At 43.4% G+C, this 17,120-nt stretch carries 17 protein-coding genes; 7 read left to right on the top strand and 10 right to left on the bottom strand.

Translation table 11 applies throughout. The annotated features are described in order from the left end of the window. The first annotated feature begins 416 nt into the window (after window positions 1–416). The 4 genes from katG to ACR63N_RS06310 all read left to right on the top strand — a co-directional run bounded on the left by katG (window position 417) and on the right by ACR63N_RS06310 (window position 5,188). Window positions 417–2,618, top strand: a complete 2,202-nt coding sequence (gene katG / locus ACR63N_RS06325; protein WP_367106199.1) for a catalase/peroxidase HPI — start codon at window positions 417–419, stop codon at window positions 2,616–2,618. A 251-nt stretch (window positions 2,619–2,869) separates the two neighbouring features. Next, a complete protein-coding gene (locus ACR63N_RS06320; RefSeq protein WP_367103303.1) occupies window positions 2,870–3,799 on the top strand; it encodes a LysR substrate-binding domain-containing protein in 930 nt (309 codons plus the stop codon). Window positions 3,800–3,991: 192 nt separating this feature from the next. Beyond that, window positions 3,992–5,011 carry an LLM class flavin-dependent oxidoreductase gene (locus tag ACR63N_RS06315; RefSeq protein ID WP_367108785.1) on the top strand — a complete coding sequence of 340 codons (1,020 nt, stop codon included), beginning with the start codon at window positions 3,992–3,994 and terminating at the stop codon, window positions 5,009–5,011. Window positions 5,012–5,041: 30 nt separating this feature from the next. Then, window positions 5,042–5,188, top strand: coding sequence for a hypothetical protein (locus ACR63N_RS06310; RefSeq protein WP_367103305.1), 147 nt, complete (start codon window positions 5,042–5,044; stop codon window positions 5,186–5,188). Window positions 5,189–5,345: 157 nt separating this feature from the next. Here the strand turns inward: ACR63N_RS06310 and ACR63N_RS06305 are convergent, their stop codons facing one another. The 7 genes from ACR63N_RS06305 to ispF all read right to left on the bottom strand — a co-directional run bounded on the left by ACR63N_RS06305 (window position 5,346) and on the right by ispF (window position 11,722). Beyond that, window positions 5,346–6,362, bottom strand: a complete 1,017-nt coding sequence (locus tag ACR63N_RS06305; protein WP_472782603.1) for an ornithine cyclodeaminase family protein — start codon at window positions 6,360–6,362, stop codon at window positions 5,346–5,348. A gap of 150 nt (window positions 6,363–6,512) precedes the next feature. Further along, the gene (locus ACR63N_RS06300) at window positions 6,513–6,722 is read right to left on the bottom strand and encodes a ChaB family protein (RefSeq protein WP_367103307.1); all 210 of its coding nucleotides are present in this window, start codon (window positions 6,720–6,722) and stop codon (window positions 6,513–6,515) included. 196 nt (window positions 6,723–6,918) lie between these two features. Continuing rightward, entirely contained in the window at window positions 6,919–7,878 is a 960-nt protein-coding gene (locus ACR63N_RS06295) for an AEC family transporter (protein ID WP_367108787.1), read from the bottom strand. Between the two features lie 104 nt (window positions 7,879–7,982). Next, entirely contained in the window at window positions 7,983–9,875 is a 1,893-nt protein-coding gene (gene mnmG / locus ACR63N_RS06290; RefSeq protein WP_367103309.1) for a tRNA uridine-5-carboxymethylaminomethyl(34) synthesis enzyme MnmG, read from the bottom strand. Window positions 9,876–9,959: 84 nt separating this feature from the next. Further along, window positions 9,960–10,571 carry a hypothetical protein gene (locus ACR63N_RS06285; RefSeq protein ID WP_472782602.1) on the bottom strand — a complete coding sequence of 204 codons (612 nt, stop codon included), beginning with the start codon at window positions 10,569–10,571 and terminating at the stop codon, window positions 9,960–9,962. Between the two features lie 161 nt (window positions 10,572–10,732). Continuing rightward, window positions 10,733–11,083 (bottom strand): Grx4 family monothiol glutaredoxin, encoded by a 351-nt coding sequence (gene grxD, locus ACR63N_RS06280; RefSeq protein ID WP_367103310.1) that lies wholly within the window; start codon window positions 11,081–11,083, stop codon window positions 10,733–10,735. Window positions 11,084–11,221: 138 nt separating this feature from the next. Beyond that, window positions 11,222–11,722: a 2-C-methyl-D-erythritol 2,4-cyclodiphosphate synthase gene (gene ispF, locus ACR63N_RS06275; protein ID WP_367103311.1), complete on the bottom strand. Its 501-nt coding sequence runs from the start codon at window positions 11,720–11,722 to the stop codon at window positions 11,222–11,224. Window positions 11,723–11,910: 188 nt separating this feature from the next. Between ispF and mnmA the strand changes: the two genes are divergently transcribed. Next, window positions 11,911–13,131 (top strand): tRNA 2-thiouridine(34) synthase MnmA, encoded by a 1,221-nt coding sequence (mnmA, locus tag ACR63N_RS06270; protein WP_367103781.1) that lies wholly within the window; start codon window positions 11,911–11,913, stop codon window positions 13,129–13,131. Between the two features lie 61 nt (window positions 13,132–13,192). Here the strand turns inward: mnmA and ACR63N_RS06265 are convergent, their stop codons facing one another. Both ACR63N_RS06265 and ACR63N_RS06260 read right to left on the bottom strand, forming a co-directional pair. Beyond that, complete coding sequence (locus ACR63N_RS06265; RefSeq protein WP_472782601.1) at window positions 13,193–14,041, bottom strand: hypothetical protein; 849 nt, start codon at window positions 14,039–14,041, stop codon at window positions 13,193–13,195. A 141-nt stretch (window positions 14,042–14,182) separates the two neighbouring features. Continuing rightward, window positions 14,183–14,518 carry a hypothetical protein gene (locus ACR63N_RS06260; protein WP_367103313.1) on the bottom strand — a complete coding sequence of 112 codons (336 nt, stop codon included), beginning with the start codon at window positions 14,516–14,518 and terminating at the stop codon, window positions 14,183–14,185. 249 nt (window positions 14,519–14,767) lie between these two features. Here ACR63N_RS06260 and purB point away from each other — a divergent pair, with 249 nt between their 5' ends. Next, entirely contained in the window at window positions 14,768–16,159 is a 1,392-nt protein-coding gene (gene purB / locus ACR63N_RS06255; RefSeq protein ID WP_472782600.1) for an adenylosuccinate lyase, read from the top strand. A 28-nt stretch (window positions 16,160–16,187) separates the two neighbouring features. Beyond that, the gene (locus ACR63N_RS06250) at window positions 16,188–16,823 is read left to right on the top strand and encodes a DUF2238 domain-containing protein (RefSeq protein ID WP_472782599.1); all 636 of its coding nucleotides are present in this window, start codon (window positions 16,188–16,190) and stop codon (window positions 16,821–16,823) included. On the opposite strand, the gene ACR63N_RS06245 is transcribed toward ACR63N_RS06250, so the two are convergent. Beyond that, window positions 16,820–16,999 carry an NF038104 family lipoprotein gene (locus ACR63N_RS06245; RefSeq protein WP_367103316.1) on the bottom strand — a complete coding sequence of 60 codons (180 nt, stop codon included), beginning with the start codon at window positions 16,997–16,999 and terminating at the stop codon, window positions 16,820–16,822. The two genes, ACR63N_RS06250 and ACR63N_RS06245, sit on opposite strands and share 4 nt — an antisense overlap. Between the last annotated feature and the right edge of the window lie 121 nt (window positions 17,000–17,120).

The following is a 17,120-nucleotide window of genomic DNA, read 5'->3' as shown; positions in this document are numbered from 1 at the left end:
GCAAAATTGAATTATGGTACTTGAGATCACTACCCTTGACTAGATATTTTTTTACTTACTTATCTTCAGACCATTTTTTAGATCCTTACTTTGCTGTTATTACTAGTATCATCAATAGATACAGACTGTTTTATAATAAGAATTTTAAATCTTAACGTTTTTATATTTTAGCTCCTTTGATAATTAAAAAAGTTATATGATAAAGATATAAGCAAAGAGAGTGGCTGAGTGCTATACATTCTTTGTGTGGTAGTCAACTGAGTAAAACATCAACGATAAGGAAGATTGTTATGTCAAATTCAACCCCTAAAGACGTCCCTACTAATACCGCCTATGATAAAGGTGACGGTCATGGCCCTACTATTCATAGTGAAAACGCTGATGAATCACATGCGCCGCAGCGTCCAGATATGGGCATGGGCGGCTGTCCTGTCATGCACCAAGCGCACACGACTCAAGCCTCCGCTGCAACGGATTGGTGGCCAAATGCGTTAAATTTAGATATTTTGCACCAGCAGGATCAAAAGACCGACCCTATGGGCGCAGATTTTGACTATGCTGAAGCCTTTAAGCAATTGGATTTAGAAGCGGTTAAACAAGATCTCAAAGATCTGATGACCGACTCACAAGAGTGGTGGCCAGCAGATTGGGGTCATTACGGCGGCCTGATGATTCGTATGGCTTGGCATTCGGCTGGTACTTATCGTAATGCTGATGGGCGTGGCGGCTCTAATACTGGCAACCAGCGCTTTGCGCCTTTGAACAGCTGGCCGGATAACGTCAATCTAGATAAAGCGCGGCGCCTACTATGGCCCGTCAAAAAGAAGTACGGTAATAAATTATCGTGGGCTGATCTAATTATCCTAGCTGGTAATATGGCTTATGAATCGATGGGCTTTAAAACCTTAGGTTTCGCTGGCGGCCGCGCTGATATTTGGCATCCAGAAAAAGACATCTACTGGGGTTCTGAGCGCGAATGGCTTGCTGCCACCAAGAACCGCTATGAGGATGACAACACGCGCGAATCGCTTGAGAATCCACTGGCAGCGGTACAGATGGGCTTGATCTATGTCAATCCAGAGGGCGTCGATGGTAATCCTGATCCTCTAAAAACGGCGCAGGATTTACGGACGACTTTTGGCCGAATGTCAATGAACGATGAAGAAACAGTAGCGCTAACTGCAGGCGGCCATACGGTTGGTAAAACGCATGGTAACGGTGATTCCTCGTTAATAGAAGATGAGCCAGAAGGCGCTGACCTCAAAGAGCAAGGTTTAGGCTGGCGTAATCCAAAAGGTAGCGGTAAAGGAGCAGATACCGTCTCAAGTGGACTTGAGGGCGCTTGGACGACGCATCCAACGCGCTGGGATTCAGGATACTATGATATTCTATTTGGTCACGAGTGGGAGCTTACCAAAAGCCCAGCTGGTGCGTGGCAGTGGGAACCTACCGATATTAAAGAAGAAGATCGTCCTCTAGACGCTCATATCCCAGATGTCCGCCGCAACCCGATGATGACCGATGCCGATATGGCAATGATCAAAGACCCTGACTATCGCAAAATCTCAGAGAGATTCCATCAAGATCAGGCGTACTTTGAAGAAGTATTTGCCAAAACATGGTTTAAACTGACTCACCGTGATTTAGGGCCAAAATCTCGCTATTTAGGACCGGATGTACCAGAAGAGGATTTTATTTGGCAAGATCCAATTCCAGAGGGTAATGCTGATCTAAGTGCTGATGATATTACCGCTTTAAAGAAGAAAATCTTAGATAGTGGTATCGATCAGCGCGAATTGATCGTCACTGCATGGGATAGCGCGCGCACCTTTAGAGGCTCGGACTATCGCGGCGGTGCTAATGGTGCACGTATTCGACTCGCTCCGCAAAAGGACTGGACGGGCAATGAGCCTGAACAGTTAGCGCGTGTCCTTGATGCTCTGACTCAAATACAAAAAGATTTCGATAAGGAGGTCAGTATCGCCGACTTGATTGTTCTTGCAGGTAATGCAGCAATCGAGCAAGCAGCGGCAGCGGCTGGCGTTGAGATTAACGTACCATTCAACGCAGGACGCGGCGATGCAACCGATGAGATGACCGATGTCCAAAGCTTCTCTGATCTTGAGCCACGCCATGATGGCTATCGTAACTGGGTAAAAGACACTTATGCGGTGTCGCCTGAAGAGATGCTGCTTGATCGTACCCAGCTTATGGGACTGACTGCACCTGAGATGACGGTACTTATCGGCGGTATGCGCGTGCTTGATACCAACTATGGTCAGAGCAAGCATGGTGTCTTTACCGACCGTGCAGGGACGCTGAGCAACGATTTCTTTGTCAATTTGACCGATATGAATAACACTTGGCATCCTATTGAAAAAGGTGACAATAATGCCCCAGAGTTTTATGAAGTACGCGAGCGCTCGACTGGCAATGTCAAATGGCAAGCGAGCCGTGTGGACTTAGTATTTGGCTCTAATTCTATACTGCGTGCTTATGCTGAGCTGTATGCGCAAGATGATAATTTAGAGAAGTTTGTCCACGACTTTGTCAAAGCATGGAATAAAGTTATGGAAGCAGATCGTTATGATCTTACTCAGTCAGCATCGAGCGTCTAAAGTTTTTATTACTACTACCGTATTTTCCAAAGAACAGTCATTTAGAAATGGCTGTTTTTTTATTCCCGCTACGGTTTAAAATTAGTAGATAATAAAGAGATTTACTCATTATTCCAATAAATCATAATTAGATAACAATTTATTATATACAAGAATAATGACTTTGTTTTACACTAGCTTTTTGCAGCATGCCTGCACGTTTTAATTTATATACAGGCAAGGTTTGTATATTTAGACAATAGGATTTAATTATGGCAATGGACATGGTAGTGAACCAGCGGCATCTACAGATTCAGCTTAAACAGCTAGAAACCGTATGGCACACCGTAATTAATGGCTATAATCTCAGCCAAGCGGCAACAGTACTGCACACCAGTCAATCCAGCTTATCAAAACATATTGCGGCGCTTGAGAATCAGCTCAAAACTGAGGTTTTTGTACGTCAAGGTAAACGCTTGACCGGCTTGACCGCTATGGGTACAGCGCTCATGCCGCATATTGAGTCCATCTTTGCTGAGATTCGTACTATTGAAAATCTAAGCCTTGATTTTAATAATCCCAATACCGGCACACTGACTATTGCTACCACACATACTCAAGCACGTTATGTATTGCCAAAAGTCGTCAAAGAGTTTAAAGAGCGCTTTCCTAAGGTAAACTTAATCTTGCAGCAAGCCGATCCTGAAACTATCGCCCAGATGGTCATTCGCGGTCAGGCTGACATTGGCGTTGCTACCGAGTCCTTGCTGCACAATGATTATCTGCGTTGTTATCGCTACTATGACTGGACACATCGGATTATTGTGCCAAAAGACCATGAGCTTGCAGGTTTAGAGACTGTTGACTTACCTACTCTTGCCAGCTATCCCATCGTCACTTATCATGGCGGGTTTACTGGCCGCAGTGCTATTGACAAAACCTTTAGCGACGCAGGTTTAGAGCCTGATATTGTCCTTGCCGCACTTGATGCCGATGTTATTAGCACTTATGTAGGATTAGGACTCGGTATTGGTATTATCGCTGAGATGGCGTTTGAGCCTAGCCACTACCAAAACTTAGTAGCTATACCAGTGGATCATTTTGGCCGTTTTACCAGTTGGATGGCGGTACGCGATGATGCTGAGATTCGTCAATATGGCCGCGCCTTTATGGAGCTTTGTCAGCAGCAGTTTAGTCAGTAGCATCGAATAAATTAAGACAATGCATTATTAAGATTTGTTATCGCTACTCATGTTGACCTTTATATTTATCATAAGTACCCCATTATATTAGTTATTGAGCATTTTGCTCCATTTTAACTTTTAGTCATATCTTTGCTATTGAAAATTATAAAAATCCTATCTTTGATATGACGTCATAATAATAGGTGACTTATGAGTAATACTATTCCTTTATCTTTTTTAGACCTAGCTCCTGTTCCTACCGGAAAAGCCATCGCTGACGGTATTGCACAAACAGTTGAGATTGCACAAAAAGCAGAAGAGATCGGCCTTGACCGTTACTGGATGGCAGAGCACCATAATATGCCGGGTATTGCTAGTGCCGCGACCTCAGTCTTACTATCGCATATTGGTAGTCAAACTGAGCGTATTCGTATTGGTGCTGGCGGTATTATGCTACCCAACCATGCGCCATTAGTAGTTGCCGAGCAGTTTGGTACGCTACAAGCCCTATATGGCGATCGCGTTGATCTAGGTTTGGGTCGTGCTCCGGGTACTGATGGCGCAACCTTTCAAGCCCTACGTCGCCAAATGAAAGACGCTGAGCGTTTCCCGCAAGATGTGCAAGAGCTACTGTATTTATTAGGTAATGGTACGGATAATAGTCCGGTGCAGGCCTTTCCAGGAGCCAATTCTAACGTACCGATTTGGATATTAGGTTCCTCATTATTTGGGGCAACACTGGCGGCGCATTTAGGACTGCCGTATGTCTTTGCCTCACATTTCGCGCCGCAAATGTTAGGTCAGGCGATCGCTACCTATCGTGAACAGTTTAAGCCTTCAAAATACCTTGCTAAGCCTTACGTGATGCTGGCAGCCAACTTACTGCTCGCTGATGATGATGAAACAGCACATTACCATTTTACCTCAGCGCAGCAAAGCTTTGTACGCCTGCGTCGAGGCGAGCGCGGACAGATGCCAAAACCAACCCATGATATGGATAGCATTTGGAGTGCAAGCGAGAAGATGATGGTTGATAATGCTTTATCAGTATCATTTATCGGTTCAGTTGAGAGTGTAGAGCCAAAACTTGCTGCATTTATTGCTCAATATCAGCCTGACGAATTGATCGTTACTGCCAACGTTTATGATCAAGCCGCACGTCTACGCTCGCTTGAGCTGGTGCCTCAGTTAAATTTGTTTACTTTACAAGCTGATGCTGCCATTGCATAATTATTAATACATATCAATGGAATAATAATTATGGAAACTTCTACTTTTATCGGCTCATCAATATTTTTGTACATAGTAGCGTTTATCATTGTTATGATTATTGGTGGTTATTTGACTTATCGCACTAGTCCAAAACGTAAAGCGCGACGTGAAGAGAAGCGTAATAATCGTCGATAGTAGAAAGCACTTAATGTAAAAAGCGCATAACATAGGCGTCAAAGACAAACGAATAAAAAAACTCCTACTTATATTATGAGTAGGAGTTTTTTTATGGGTAGACTTATTATTAGCATATGTTATTAATAGCAGCGTGCAACTGTGTATCAAACGATGATTACCAAGACACACTTTCGCCAAGATTATCTTGGTCAGCAAGTTTTGCAACATGTAGCGCCACTGCCGCATCAAAACTTGCAGCTCCTACTGATTTAAATAAAGTGATTCCTTGCTCTGACTGGGTAACTTTGCCGGTTACCAGTCCTTGTAAGTCCCCACTAACTTTGTCCCAAGTCCATGAACTCTCAGAGCTATCATGAGCCTGAATTAAATCACCAGCCTCATGACGACTACCCGCCATATCATCGACCACAATTAAGCTGCTCTTCTCTATAACCTCATTACCAATCTCTTTCATGGAGGCCTGATAAGCGCCTACCGCATTGATATGAGCGTCTGCTTTTATCTGCTCAAGGCTAAATAAACCTTCGGTGGCACGGGTCGCTACATTGATAATATCAGCCTCTTTAAGAGCGTCTTCGATTTGCTCGCAAACGATTAGCTCCACGTCCCACTGTGCATAGTCACGAGCAAAGTTTTCTTTAAACTGCTCAGCACCATTAAGGCTTCTATTCCATAAATAAACGGTTTTGATCTCAGGACGAACCGTCAATACCGCATTTAATTGCTCATACGCCATACCGCCACAACCCACCACAGCGACACCTTGACAGTTATCCTTTGCCATATACTTAGTTGCAATGCCAGATAGCGCAGCTGTCCGTACTTGGGTGATATAAATGCCGTCCATTACCGCTAATATTTTCCCAGTCTCGTTGTTAGATACGGTAATAATTGCAGTAGTTGTAGGCATGTTACGACTAGGATTATCCGGACAAATAGTCACCAGCTTAACGGTAGCATACTCCTCACTACCATCATAGATAACTGCTGGCATTGACAAATGCGAACCTGAGCTTCGCTTATCCTCACTAAAGGTCTCAATCACCAAGCGCTCAGGCGATTTAACCCAATTAGGATGCTCAGCTTGCCTACGCAGCAGCTCTTCGATAGCATCAATCGCTGCTGACATATTTAGATATTCAGTCACTACTGCCCGATTTAACAACTGCATTCTAGATGTTCCTTATCTGTAGATTATTTATCAATTATCAAAAAAATAACGTTTAACGCTCAAAAAGCTAGCTTCATCTAACTTAATCTTTTTGAAACCAAGCAGTGATAGCATATCATGTTAGCTCTAGTGATAAGCAATACACTAGGATTATTTATGGTCGGGCTTTTTAACCCATTTGCCATCACTATTTTTCTCATAAACGTTTTCGACGGCTGCCCAAGCGGTAGCAAACCAGCGTGATTCGTCTTTATATTGTTCACTAGCACTATTAAAAGCGGCTCGAAAAATCTCTTGAGCATGTTTTGGCAAGTTGTCTTTTACGCTATCAGGCAGGTCTGATAATTTATCATAAGGCATAAGAGAACTCCTTAGCTATCATTGATATATAGTATTATCTGTCTTTATGCACCTTTCATTGACCGTATTTTTACATATCAATCACCCTCAAAATACGAGGGCTACGTGACAGGCTGTTCTAAAAATGTTAACAGTAAAAACCAATATTGCTATTATAAAAGTATTGATTTTTTTAGCGTATTTAACCAGCGCAACCTTACATCAGTCCTAGTAATCGTAGTACAGCTGCCCCAGTCGCCATACCAAACATACCCACCACAGTAGTAAAGGCTAAAATATTCGCCGCTAAGATATCATTACCCCCCATCGCTTTGGCCATGACGTAGCTCGCGGCGGCCGTAGGCGATGCCACCATCAAAAACAGCACCCCCATATGCACGCCTGATAGCCCAAAGCTTAATCCAACGGCGATAGCTATTATTGGTGCGATGACAATTCGGCCAATACTAGCTTGCATGGACAACCCTGAAGGGCTGAGCATCGACTTTAAATCAATACTAGCCCCCGCACAAATGAGTGCTAGCGGCAATGCCACCGCAGCCAATAAATCCCCAGTAGTATGAATCACCCCAGTGATCGGCGGCAGCGGTAGTGCCTTGTAAGCAAAGGCGGCAAGCAAAGCAAGAATAAGCGGATTAGTAAATAGCTTTTTGACAATCATAAAAATGCGGCCAAACCAAGTATCATCAATGCTTTTGGAGACACGGCTTAAAGTAATAACTGCTAGAATATTAAATAATATAGTCACGATACCCATGTAGACCGCACCAATACTCAAGCCTTGCTCACCATAGGCATTGGCGACAGTAGCAAGGCCAATAATGGCCATATTGCTACGAAATACTCCTTGTACGAATACGCCTTGATCAGCAGGTTTGCTCACAAAACGCTTAGCGTAGATCTCAGACCCTATAAACAAAATAAAAGTGACGATAATCCCAGCTACTATTAGAGTAATTTGCTTGGCATAATCAACCTCACTATCAACGACACTAAAAAATAGCAAGGCGGGCAAGCAATAATTAAAAACAAAATAGGAGGCCTGATCGATAAAGGCTTGACTAGCCTCGCCGCGCCTTTGCATAAAAAAACCCAACCCCATCAAAAAAAGGTTGGGCAATACAATAGTAATCGCAAAGATAATAGCAGCGGTCATAGTTGGCTCAAGTCAGTTAAAAGATAGGTCGATATCAGCGGTCTACTCATAAAAAGAGCCCATAACGAGAGATCGCTATGAGCTCTTTTATAGGTCATATACTATTAATTCAAAGCGGCCTTAGCTTTTTCTTGTTTTTTGACTGCCATAGCTAACTGTTGCACAGCCGCTGGGGTTACGCCACTGATACGTCCTGCCTGCGCAAGCGTTGCTGGACGTACTTGGTTCAGTTTTTGTAGTACTTCATTAGATAAACCTGACACTATACCATAGTCAAAATCAGTAGGCAGAGCTGTGTTCTCAAGACGCTTCATCTGCTCAATCTCATCTTGCTGACGATCAATGTAGCCAGCATATTTAACCGAAATCTCTATCTGCTCGCCGACTTGTGTGTCCACTTTTGAGTCAGTGATAGCTGCAATATCAGAGAAATGTATCTGTGGGCGCTTGAGTAAATCATAAGCAGTAGACTCTTTTGACAGTACCTCACCGGTTTGCGTAGCAACCTGCTTACCTAATTCGTTTGTAGGGGTTGCCCACATGTCTTTTAGGCGTGCAGACTCTGTAGTAATGGCTTCCATCTTTTGCTCATAAGCTTGCCAGCGGGCATCATCAACCAACCCAAGCTTGCGACCAGTTTCCGTCAAGCGCTGATCGGCATTGTCTTCTCGCAGCAGTAGACGATATTCAGCACGACTGGTAAACATGCGATATGGCTCGGTCGTACCATGAGTGATCAGATCATCAACGAGTACGCCCAAGTAAGCTTGATCGCGGCGCGGTGTCCATGTTTCATAATCCTTATTATTGCTAGTGACTAATGCTGCATTAGTACCCGCTAGCAAACCTTGCACGCCCGCCTCTTCATAACCCGTCGTTCCATTGATTTGACCAGCAAAATACAGCCGATCAATAGATTTGGTTTCAAGGGTAGGCTTTAAGTTTTGCGGGTCAAAGTAATCGTATTCGATCGCATAACCCGGACGCGTCACATGCGCGTTCTCAAGTCCCTTCATACTATGAATAAACTCAAGCTGTACATCAAACGGCAAGCTGGTCGAGATACCATTGGGATACAGCTCATGAGTCGTCAAACCTTCGGGTTCAATAAATATTTGATGACTGTCTTTGTCGGCAAAACGGTGGATCTTGTCTTCGATAGAGGGACAATAGCGTGGGCCTACCCCTTCAATTTTGCCAGAAAATAGCGGTGAGCGATCTAGATTGTCACGGATAATGTCATGCGTACGCGCGTTAGTATGAGTGATATAGCAGTTGACTTGCTCTGGATGCATAGACGTATCACCCAAAAAGCTCATCACCGGTAGCGGCGTATCGCCTGGCTGCACACTCATCACACTAAAGTCCACACTGCGCGCATCAATACGCGCCGGCGTGCCGGTTTTTAGGCGCCCAACAGGCAGCTTTAGCTCACGCAAACGATCGGCAAGCTTGATGGAGGGCTGATCCCCTGCGCGCCCGCCTTTTGAGTTCTCAAGGCCAATATGGATGACACCGCCTAAAAACGTCCCCGACGTCAAAATCACCGTTTCCGTTTTAAACACAATACCCGTTGAGGTGACCACCGCAGTAGCGCGGCCGTTTTCGACCAATATATCATCAGCGCCTTGCTGGAACAGATCCAGATTAGCCTGATTCTCAAGCGTTTGGCGAATAGCCGCTTTATAAAGGATACGATCAGCCTGCGCGCGCGTGGCACGCACCGCTGCACCTTTCCGGCTATTTAAAACCCGAAATTGAATCCCCGCTTTATCAGTTGCTAATGCCATAGCACCGCCCAGTGCATCAATTTCACGCACCAGATGCGACTTGCCAATACCGCCGATTGCTGGATTACAACTCATTTGTCCCAGCGTCTCAATGTTGTGAGTCAACAGCAAGGTTTGAGCGCCCATCCGAGCAGACGCCAATGCAGCCTCTGTGCCTGCATGGCCGCCGCCTATTACTACTACATCGTAAGTTTTTGGGTACTGCATGTTCGCCTCGCTTGACTGGTAACGTCGATATCAAAATCTGAATAAATAGCCGCTAATTATAGCAATTATTGGTCTTTATTAACATTAGTCGTTGTTAATATTGCTTGCAGGGCTTAGCGGTACGATACGATCTGCCTGACCACTAGCAAGCATATGCTGGCTGCCATAACCTTCAGGGTTGATTTGTAGATAAGCATTCATCTGCCCAATGGCCTCACCGTCATTACTAGCTACAATTCTCTCTTTGATGACATCAACCGGCGGTAATGGTAGGTTTTTGAGCAGCGCTAAAAGCTGAGCATTATCACCTTTCTTAACTACCAGCTCGATAAGCTGGCGCGCATCAATAGGTAGATCTGGGGTATTTTGCGCCAGTAAAGCCAGATGATAAGCACCGACTGGATCTTGATCAGCAACAACGCGCTGCTCAATAGCCACATAAGTAGGCTCTGTGGCTCCGCCCGCTACGCTGAGCTGATGGATACATTTCAGCGCTGAATTTGCCTCGTTATTAGCGATATCAATAATGCGTGTGGATTCGTTTTTTAAATGCTCACGGCGCTTTTCAAGAGCGGCCTGCTCAGTATCCACCTCAGCGTCTATTGACTCAACATTATTCTGAGTAAGCCCTTCTTTAGCTACTGGTTGCTCCATATCTTGTTCGTTGATTTTATTATTGTTTAATGATTGGTTCATAACGCTTCCTTATTATTAAGGCTAAGTTTATCTTGGATTATAAATGGGGATAAAATCCATAAAGACAACCGATTAAAGATAGCAAAAGCCCAAGCAGTCTTTCGATGTCTGCTTGGGCTATAGTACTAAATGTTTGGACTTAATATGATGAAAATCAGTTACTAAGCAGCAGGGCTATTGGCTTCAACCAGCGGCTTGAGCTCACCTGATTGATACATTTGCAAAATAATATCTGAACCGCCCATAAGTTCACCATCGATCCATAATTGCGGAAAAGTTGGCCAGTTACCCACTTTTGGTAAAGTAGCTCGGATCTCTGGGTTTTCCAAGATATTTACAAAAGCAAAAGGACGACCAATTTGCGTCAACACTTCGATAGAACGTGCTGAAAAGCCACACTGCGGAAATTGCGGCGTACCTTTCATATAAAGAATAACTTTATTGTCGCGGATTTGATCACGAATCAGTTGTTCAACATCATTTGCACCAGTATTGGGGGTTTGCTCGCTCATAACAGCTCCTATTTATTATATGATTGACTAAATATTTATATTGGCATGTACTAAAATTGCATGTCAGTTTACGTAGGTTATATGATATATGGGGTAAATGCTTTTAAATTACAAGCATAGCCTTGATAGCTTATAGCTTTAGACATCAGATTGATCGGCGGTTAATAATACCACAGCGCTTGCCATAATACCCTCTTGGCGACCAGTAAACCCAAGCTTTTCAGTGGTTGTGGCTTTTACGCTGATCTTGTCGATATCTACCTGTAAATCACTGGCGATATTCTCTCGCATCGCTTGATTATGTGGTGCTAGTTTAGGACGCTCACACATCACGGTGATATCGGCATTACCAAGCTTGTAACCCGCTTTTTTGATTTTATCATAGACATGACGCAGCAGTATTCGTGAGTCCAAGCCTTTATGCGCGGCATCGGTATCAGGAAAATGCTGGCCAATATCACCAAGCGCCAAGGCTCCAAGCAGAGCATCGGCTAGTGCATGCAGTACTACATCGCCGTCAGAATGCGCAAGCAAACTATGAGTATGCTCTATAGGCACCCCTGCAAGCACCACATATTGCTGCTGATCACCATTATTATGAAAAGCATGTACGTCGATACCTTGACCGATTTTTATCATTGTATTTCCAAAAAATATAAAGGTTGATTCAAAATCTATAAAGCAGTTATCAAAATAACTAACTGATTTTCAAGCTATAAAAAAAGCATGGTACGGCACTCATTTTAATTAACTGCTATAATATAGCGCCTATATTATCACAAGTTGTTGAGCGCTTTTTTATGTCAGTTATATCAGATACTTTAGCTATGCCAGTTGCGCCAGTTGCCAAGCCTTTTCAAGCTTATCGTCCGCTAACGCTTAGCGATATTGACAATCCTGCGGATACGCGCGTCATCGTCGGTATGTCAGGCGGCGTTGACTCTTCGGTATCAGCCGTCTTGCTGCAACAAGCAGGCTTCATGGTTGAAGGGCTGTTTATGAAAAACTGGGAAGAAGATGACGGCACCGAATACTGTACAGCAATGGACGACTTAGCGGACGCGCAAGCGGTATGTGACAAAATCGGTATCAAGCTGCACACGGCCAACTTCGCGATGGAATATTGGGATCGGGTCTTTGAGCATTTCTTAGCAGAATACAAAGCCGGACGTACGCCTAATCCCGATATTTTATGCAACAAAGAGATTAAATTTAAAGCATTTCTGGACTACGCCTCTGATCCAAAATTTGGGCTTGGCGCTGACTATATCGCTACTGGTCACTATACGCGCCGTAGTATTAATTATGAAAATAATGATGGCGAAACTGTGGCTCAGCTATTACGCGGCCTTGATAACAATAAAGATCAAAGTTATTTCTTACATGCGGTCGGCGGCGATAAAATTGCTAAAACGCTGTTCCCCATTGGCGAGCTTGAAAAGCCAGTAGTGCGCCAAATCGCTGAAGAGCATGATTTAGTAACGGCAAAGAAAAAGGATTCGACCGGTATTTGCTTTATCGGTGAGCGCCGATTCAAAGACTTTTTGCAGCAATACTTGCCCGCGCAAAAAGGTGATATCGTTACCGACGATAATCAGATAATCGGTCAGCATGATGGACTCATGTATTACACCCTAGGTCAGCGCGGCGGTATCGGTATTGGCGGCGTCAAAGATCGTCCCGAGGAGCCATGGTTTGTGTTGGCAAAAGACTTGGAGAACAACCGTTTGATCGTGGGACAAGGTCATGAGCATCCGATGCTAATGAGCAATGAGCTGCACGCCTATAAGCTCGACTGGGTGAATGAGCTACCTCCTCAAGACATTTTTAGCGAAACAGGTTTACGCTGTATGGCAAAGTCGCGTTATCGGCAGCCCGATCAAAGTTGCTCTGTGTTTGCCACCAATGAAGACGGCAGCGCGGTGCGCGTGATATTCGATGAACCCCAACGTGCGCTAACGCCGGGTCAATCGGCAGTATTTTATATCGATGAGGTGTGCCTCGGCGGCGGCGTGATTGAATCTATTGACGCGCCTTGCAGTATTTAAAGCACTTATAGTTTTCAATTGAAACAATTGTTAGTTGCTGTGGTTTCAGCTGTCTTAATCTCTAATTACTGTTTCTAGTTGCTGTCGCATTAACGATATTACCTGCCTTGCTCCTGCCCTGTTCAGAGCCTTCAACTGTATAGATATTATAAGTAAGCTGTGCGACAGGTTGCAGCTCTGAGGTAAATTGATAAAACCGGATGTCGTAACTGCCCGGCTCCCAACCCTCGTAAGGACTAAAGCTGACCCAATTCTGATTGCGACTGGCGACAATATCTTTTTTCTCAAATAGTAAGACTTGTCCGGTTTGGTTATTCACCCATTTTACAAAGACAAAGGGGCTACTAGGCACTTTTCCAGCGGTATCCAAATGCGCAAATAGCTTGGCATTTTTATTTAGTGTTGAGGTGTCCACCGATGTGGTAGGCATGACCGGATTCAATGATAGTTTAACGGTGCCTGCCAACGGCTGATTGTCATTTGATTTATACAGCTCCTCCACGGCCCGCTCGGCAAAGCGCCTTTTGTCAGCAATAACTTCACTAGCGCCTCTTGCCATAAATTTGTCAACGTACTGGCTCAGTACATAGTCTGGCATGTTGTTAACCAGAGCCAATGCTTGCTCTTGTGAATAGTCGTTCACAGAAGGCGTGTCTGACTGCTGCAGATTAGAGATAACTTGCGCTGCCGAGTCATTTTTTTGATTTTGAGTATTAACCGCTTGCGACGATAAGTTGTCTGCTAGATTAACGGTATTTTGGTCATTATTAGACATAGATGATACAGGCGAGTGCTGCTTTGCCTGCATGATTTGATCCATTTGTTTTTTGGTCATCAGCAAATAAGTCGTTAAACTACCAAAGATAAAAGCAACCAATACGGATGAAATGAATAAGGTTTTGTCTTTCATATATTAACTACCTGCCTAAATACTTTTTATATATTTTATATAAAGCTACTGACTAATTAGATAACCAATAGCTTTTTTATAAATAGCTGATCACTGTTCTATTGATAAAGGACCAATAAAGTATTACGACTAAAAGCTAGATCAAGAACACTGGATACTATAGCCACCAATATTTGTACTATTAGAGATAAAAGTAGTATTAGAAAGAGTAATCCCACCGATAGTACCATCTACTACAAGAGCAGTACTTGTACAGGTAATTTGTGCATCAGTGTTTTCAGCTGTAAATTGGCAATCACTATTAGCGACGCCTGTTACAGTGTTACCAACGACATCACAAGTATTTTGACCATTATCAGGAGTTGTAGGTGTCGTATCTTTACCACTATAATTACTACCACTACTATCAGAGTCACCGCCACAAGCCGTTAGACTTAAAGCCGTTCCTAATAAAAATACGCCCATTAATTTATTCATTATTCATCCTCAATTGATTGTTTTACAAATATACAGTTCACCTCAAATAACTAACTTTAATCGACTAAAGCTAATTGTGTCTAAATATATCAACAATGTTAATTTAAGTAAATATATTTTCTAATTTATATCTATTAATTTTTGTCCTAAACTTGAATACAATCAAGGTATAATTGGGCGACCTGATTTTCCTGACGTTCCCACTATGTTGGGGACTAATTAACTAACGAAACTACTTAAGGTATTGTTATGACTCCACTAACCGCCCTTTCTCCCATCGATGGTCGTTATGCATCCAAAGCCGACAGCTTGCGTCCTTATTTGTCTGAATTCGGCCTGATTAAAGCTCGCGTGACCGTTGAAATCCGCTGGTTACAATCATTGGCTGACAACAGTACTATTGAAGAGTTAGCGGCATTTGATGATAAGACCAATACCTTTTTAAATAGTATCGTTGATGACTTTAGTGAAGAGGACGCTGGAGCGATCAAAGATATCGAAGCGACGACCAATCACGATGTAAAAGCCGTTGAATATTTTATTAAAGACAAATTTCGTGGTCAGGATGCGCTAATTGATTCGCTAGAGTTTATTCATTTTGCTTGTACCAGTGAAGATATCAATAATTTATCTTATGCATTGATGCTTAAAGATAGCCGCAAGATTGTGGTCGATAAAATGCAGCAAGTCACCGATAGTATTGTCGATTTAGCACTGACTCATGCCGAGCAGCCCATGCTTTCACGTACACACGGTCAGACGGCAAGCCCGACTACTTTAGGTAAAGAGATGGCCAATGTCGCTTACCGTCTAGCGCGTCAAATTAAACAAATGAGTCAAGTGGAGCTATTGGGTAAAATTAATGGCGCAGTGGGTAACTATAATGCGCATTTTTCAGCCTATCCTGATGTCGATTGGCAAGCGCATGCTGAGCATTTTATCGATAAGCGTCTTGGTCTAAGCTTTAATCCTTATACCACGCAAATTGAGCCGCATGACTATATTGCAGAGCTATTCGATGTAGTAAAACGTTTCAATACGATTTTGATCGATTTTAACCGCGATATTTGGCAATATATTAGCTTAGGCTATTTTAAACAGCGTCTAAAAGAGGGCGAAGTCGGCTCCTCAACCATGCCGCATAAAGTTAATCCGATTGATTTTGAAAACTCAGAGGGCAATTTGGGCGTGGCTAATGCAATGCTGGCCCATTTAGGCGAAAAGCTACCTATCTCGCGGATGCAGCGTGATTTATCAGACTCAACGGTACTGCGTAATATCGGTGTGGGTCTTGCGCAAAGTATGATTGCGTATGATGCTTGTTTAAAAGGGGTTGGCAAACTTGAAGTGAATCCTGAACGCTTGAATAACGATCTTGAGCAAGCGCAGGAAGTACTAGCCGAACCAATTCAAACCGTGATGCGCCGCTACCGTGTGGAGAATCCTTATGAGAAACTCAAAGCCTTAACGCGCGGCAATGCTATGACCCGCGAAGCGATGCTAACTTTCGTTGATAGCGATGAGCTTGACGAGGTAAGTGATGCCGATAAACAGCGTTTGCGCGACCTGACACCTGCTACTTATATCGGCAATGCTGCCAAGCAGGCACACACGATTAAAGAGTGGATTGAGAAGCTTTAGTAGATGATTGAAAAAGTTAACTTAAAAAATGAGCAAATTCTCTAAGCCAGTCTTTGCTAGCACAATAACGGTTATAATCGTGATGGTGCTAGCAAGCATTGAGCCTATGGAGTGGGCAAGCTACCTATTGCATCAATTAGGTACGCTGCTGTTTTTGGCTTTTATGCTGCTCACCTATTTTCGTCGCTATATTAGCTCACACGCTTATGTTTTAGCGGCTCTATTTTTAATTATTCATATCGTTGGGGCACGCTATTTATACTCTTTTGTACCCTATGACAACTGGACACAGCAGCTATTTGGTCTACGTTTAAGTGAGGTTTTTGGCTGGCAGCGTAATATGTACGACCGTCTGGTGCATTTTAGCTATGGGTTATTATTGTTCCAAGCCATGCTTGAGATAGCAAAAGCTATTTTTAAGCTTCAGTCCATAAAACTACTGATAACTATCGTTTTGATGATTAATATGTCGACCAGCTTACTTTATGAATTGTTCGAATGGATGCTGGCTCTAACCATGTCACCGAAAGCCGCTGAGGCCTACAACGGTCAACAAGGTGATATTTGGGACGCCCACCAAGACATGATGTGGGCACTTCTTGGTGGGCTTATTGGGGCAGGAACCTTTTTTTTAAAAATTCGTAAAAACCAACTCAAGTTTTAATCATCTTTATCATCGCTATCGCCGGGTATAATGGCTCTACCGACAGCGGCTGTACCTTTGACTACGCCTTTGGTGGTTTTATAAGCAACTTTGGTAGGTACCGTCACGATTTTATGCACACAGGCTTGCAAGAAAAGCGCACCAACAATTAAAGCTATAAAGTGTAACTTTTTCATAAATATCCTATAATTGATCAGCTCAGTATAAGTTAGGTTACAAATGACTGAGAGTAACTGAATTTCATTTAAAACGCTGCTAATAATAAACGATTATCTTCTGTTTCTAAAGTAAACCTTA

The sequence above is a fragment of the Psychrobacter sp. M4 genome (genome assembly GCF_055699795.1).
This window is presented reverse-complemented; position numbering and strand designations above follow the sequence as displayed.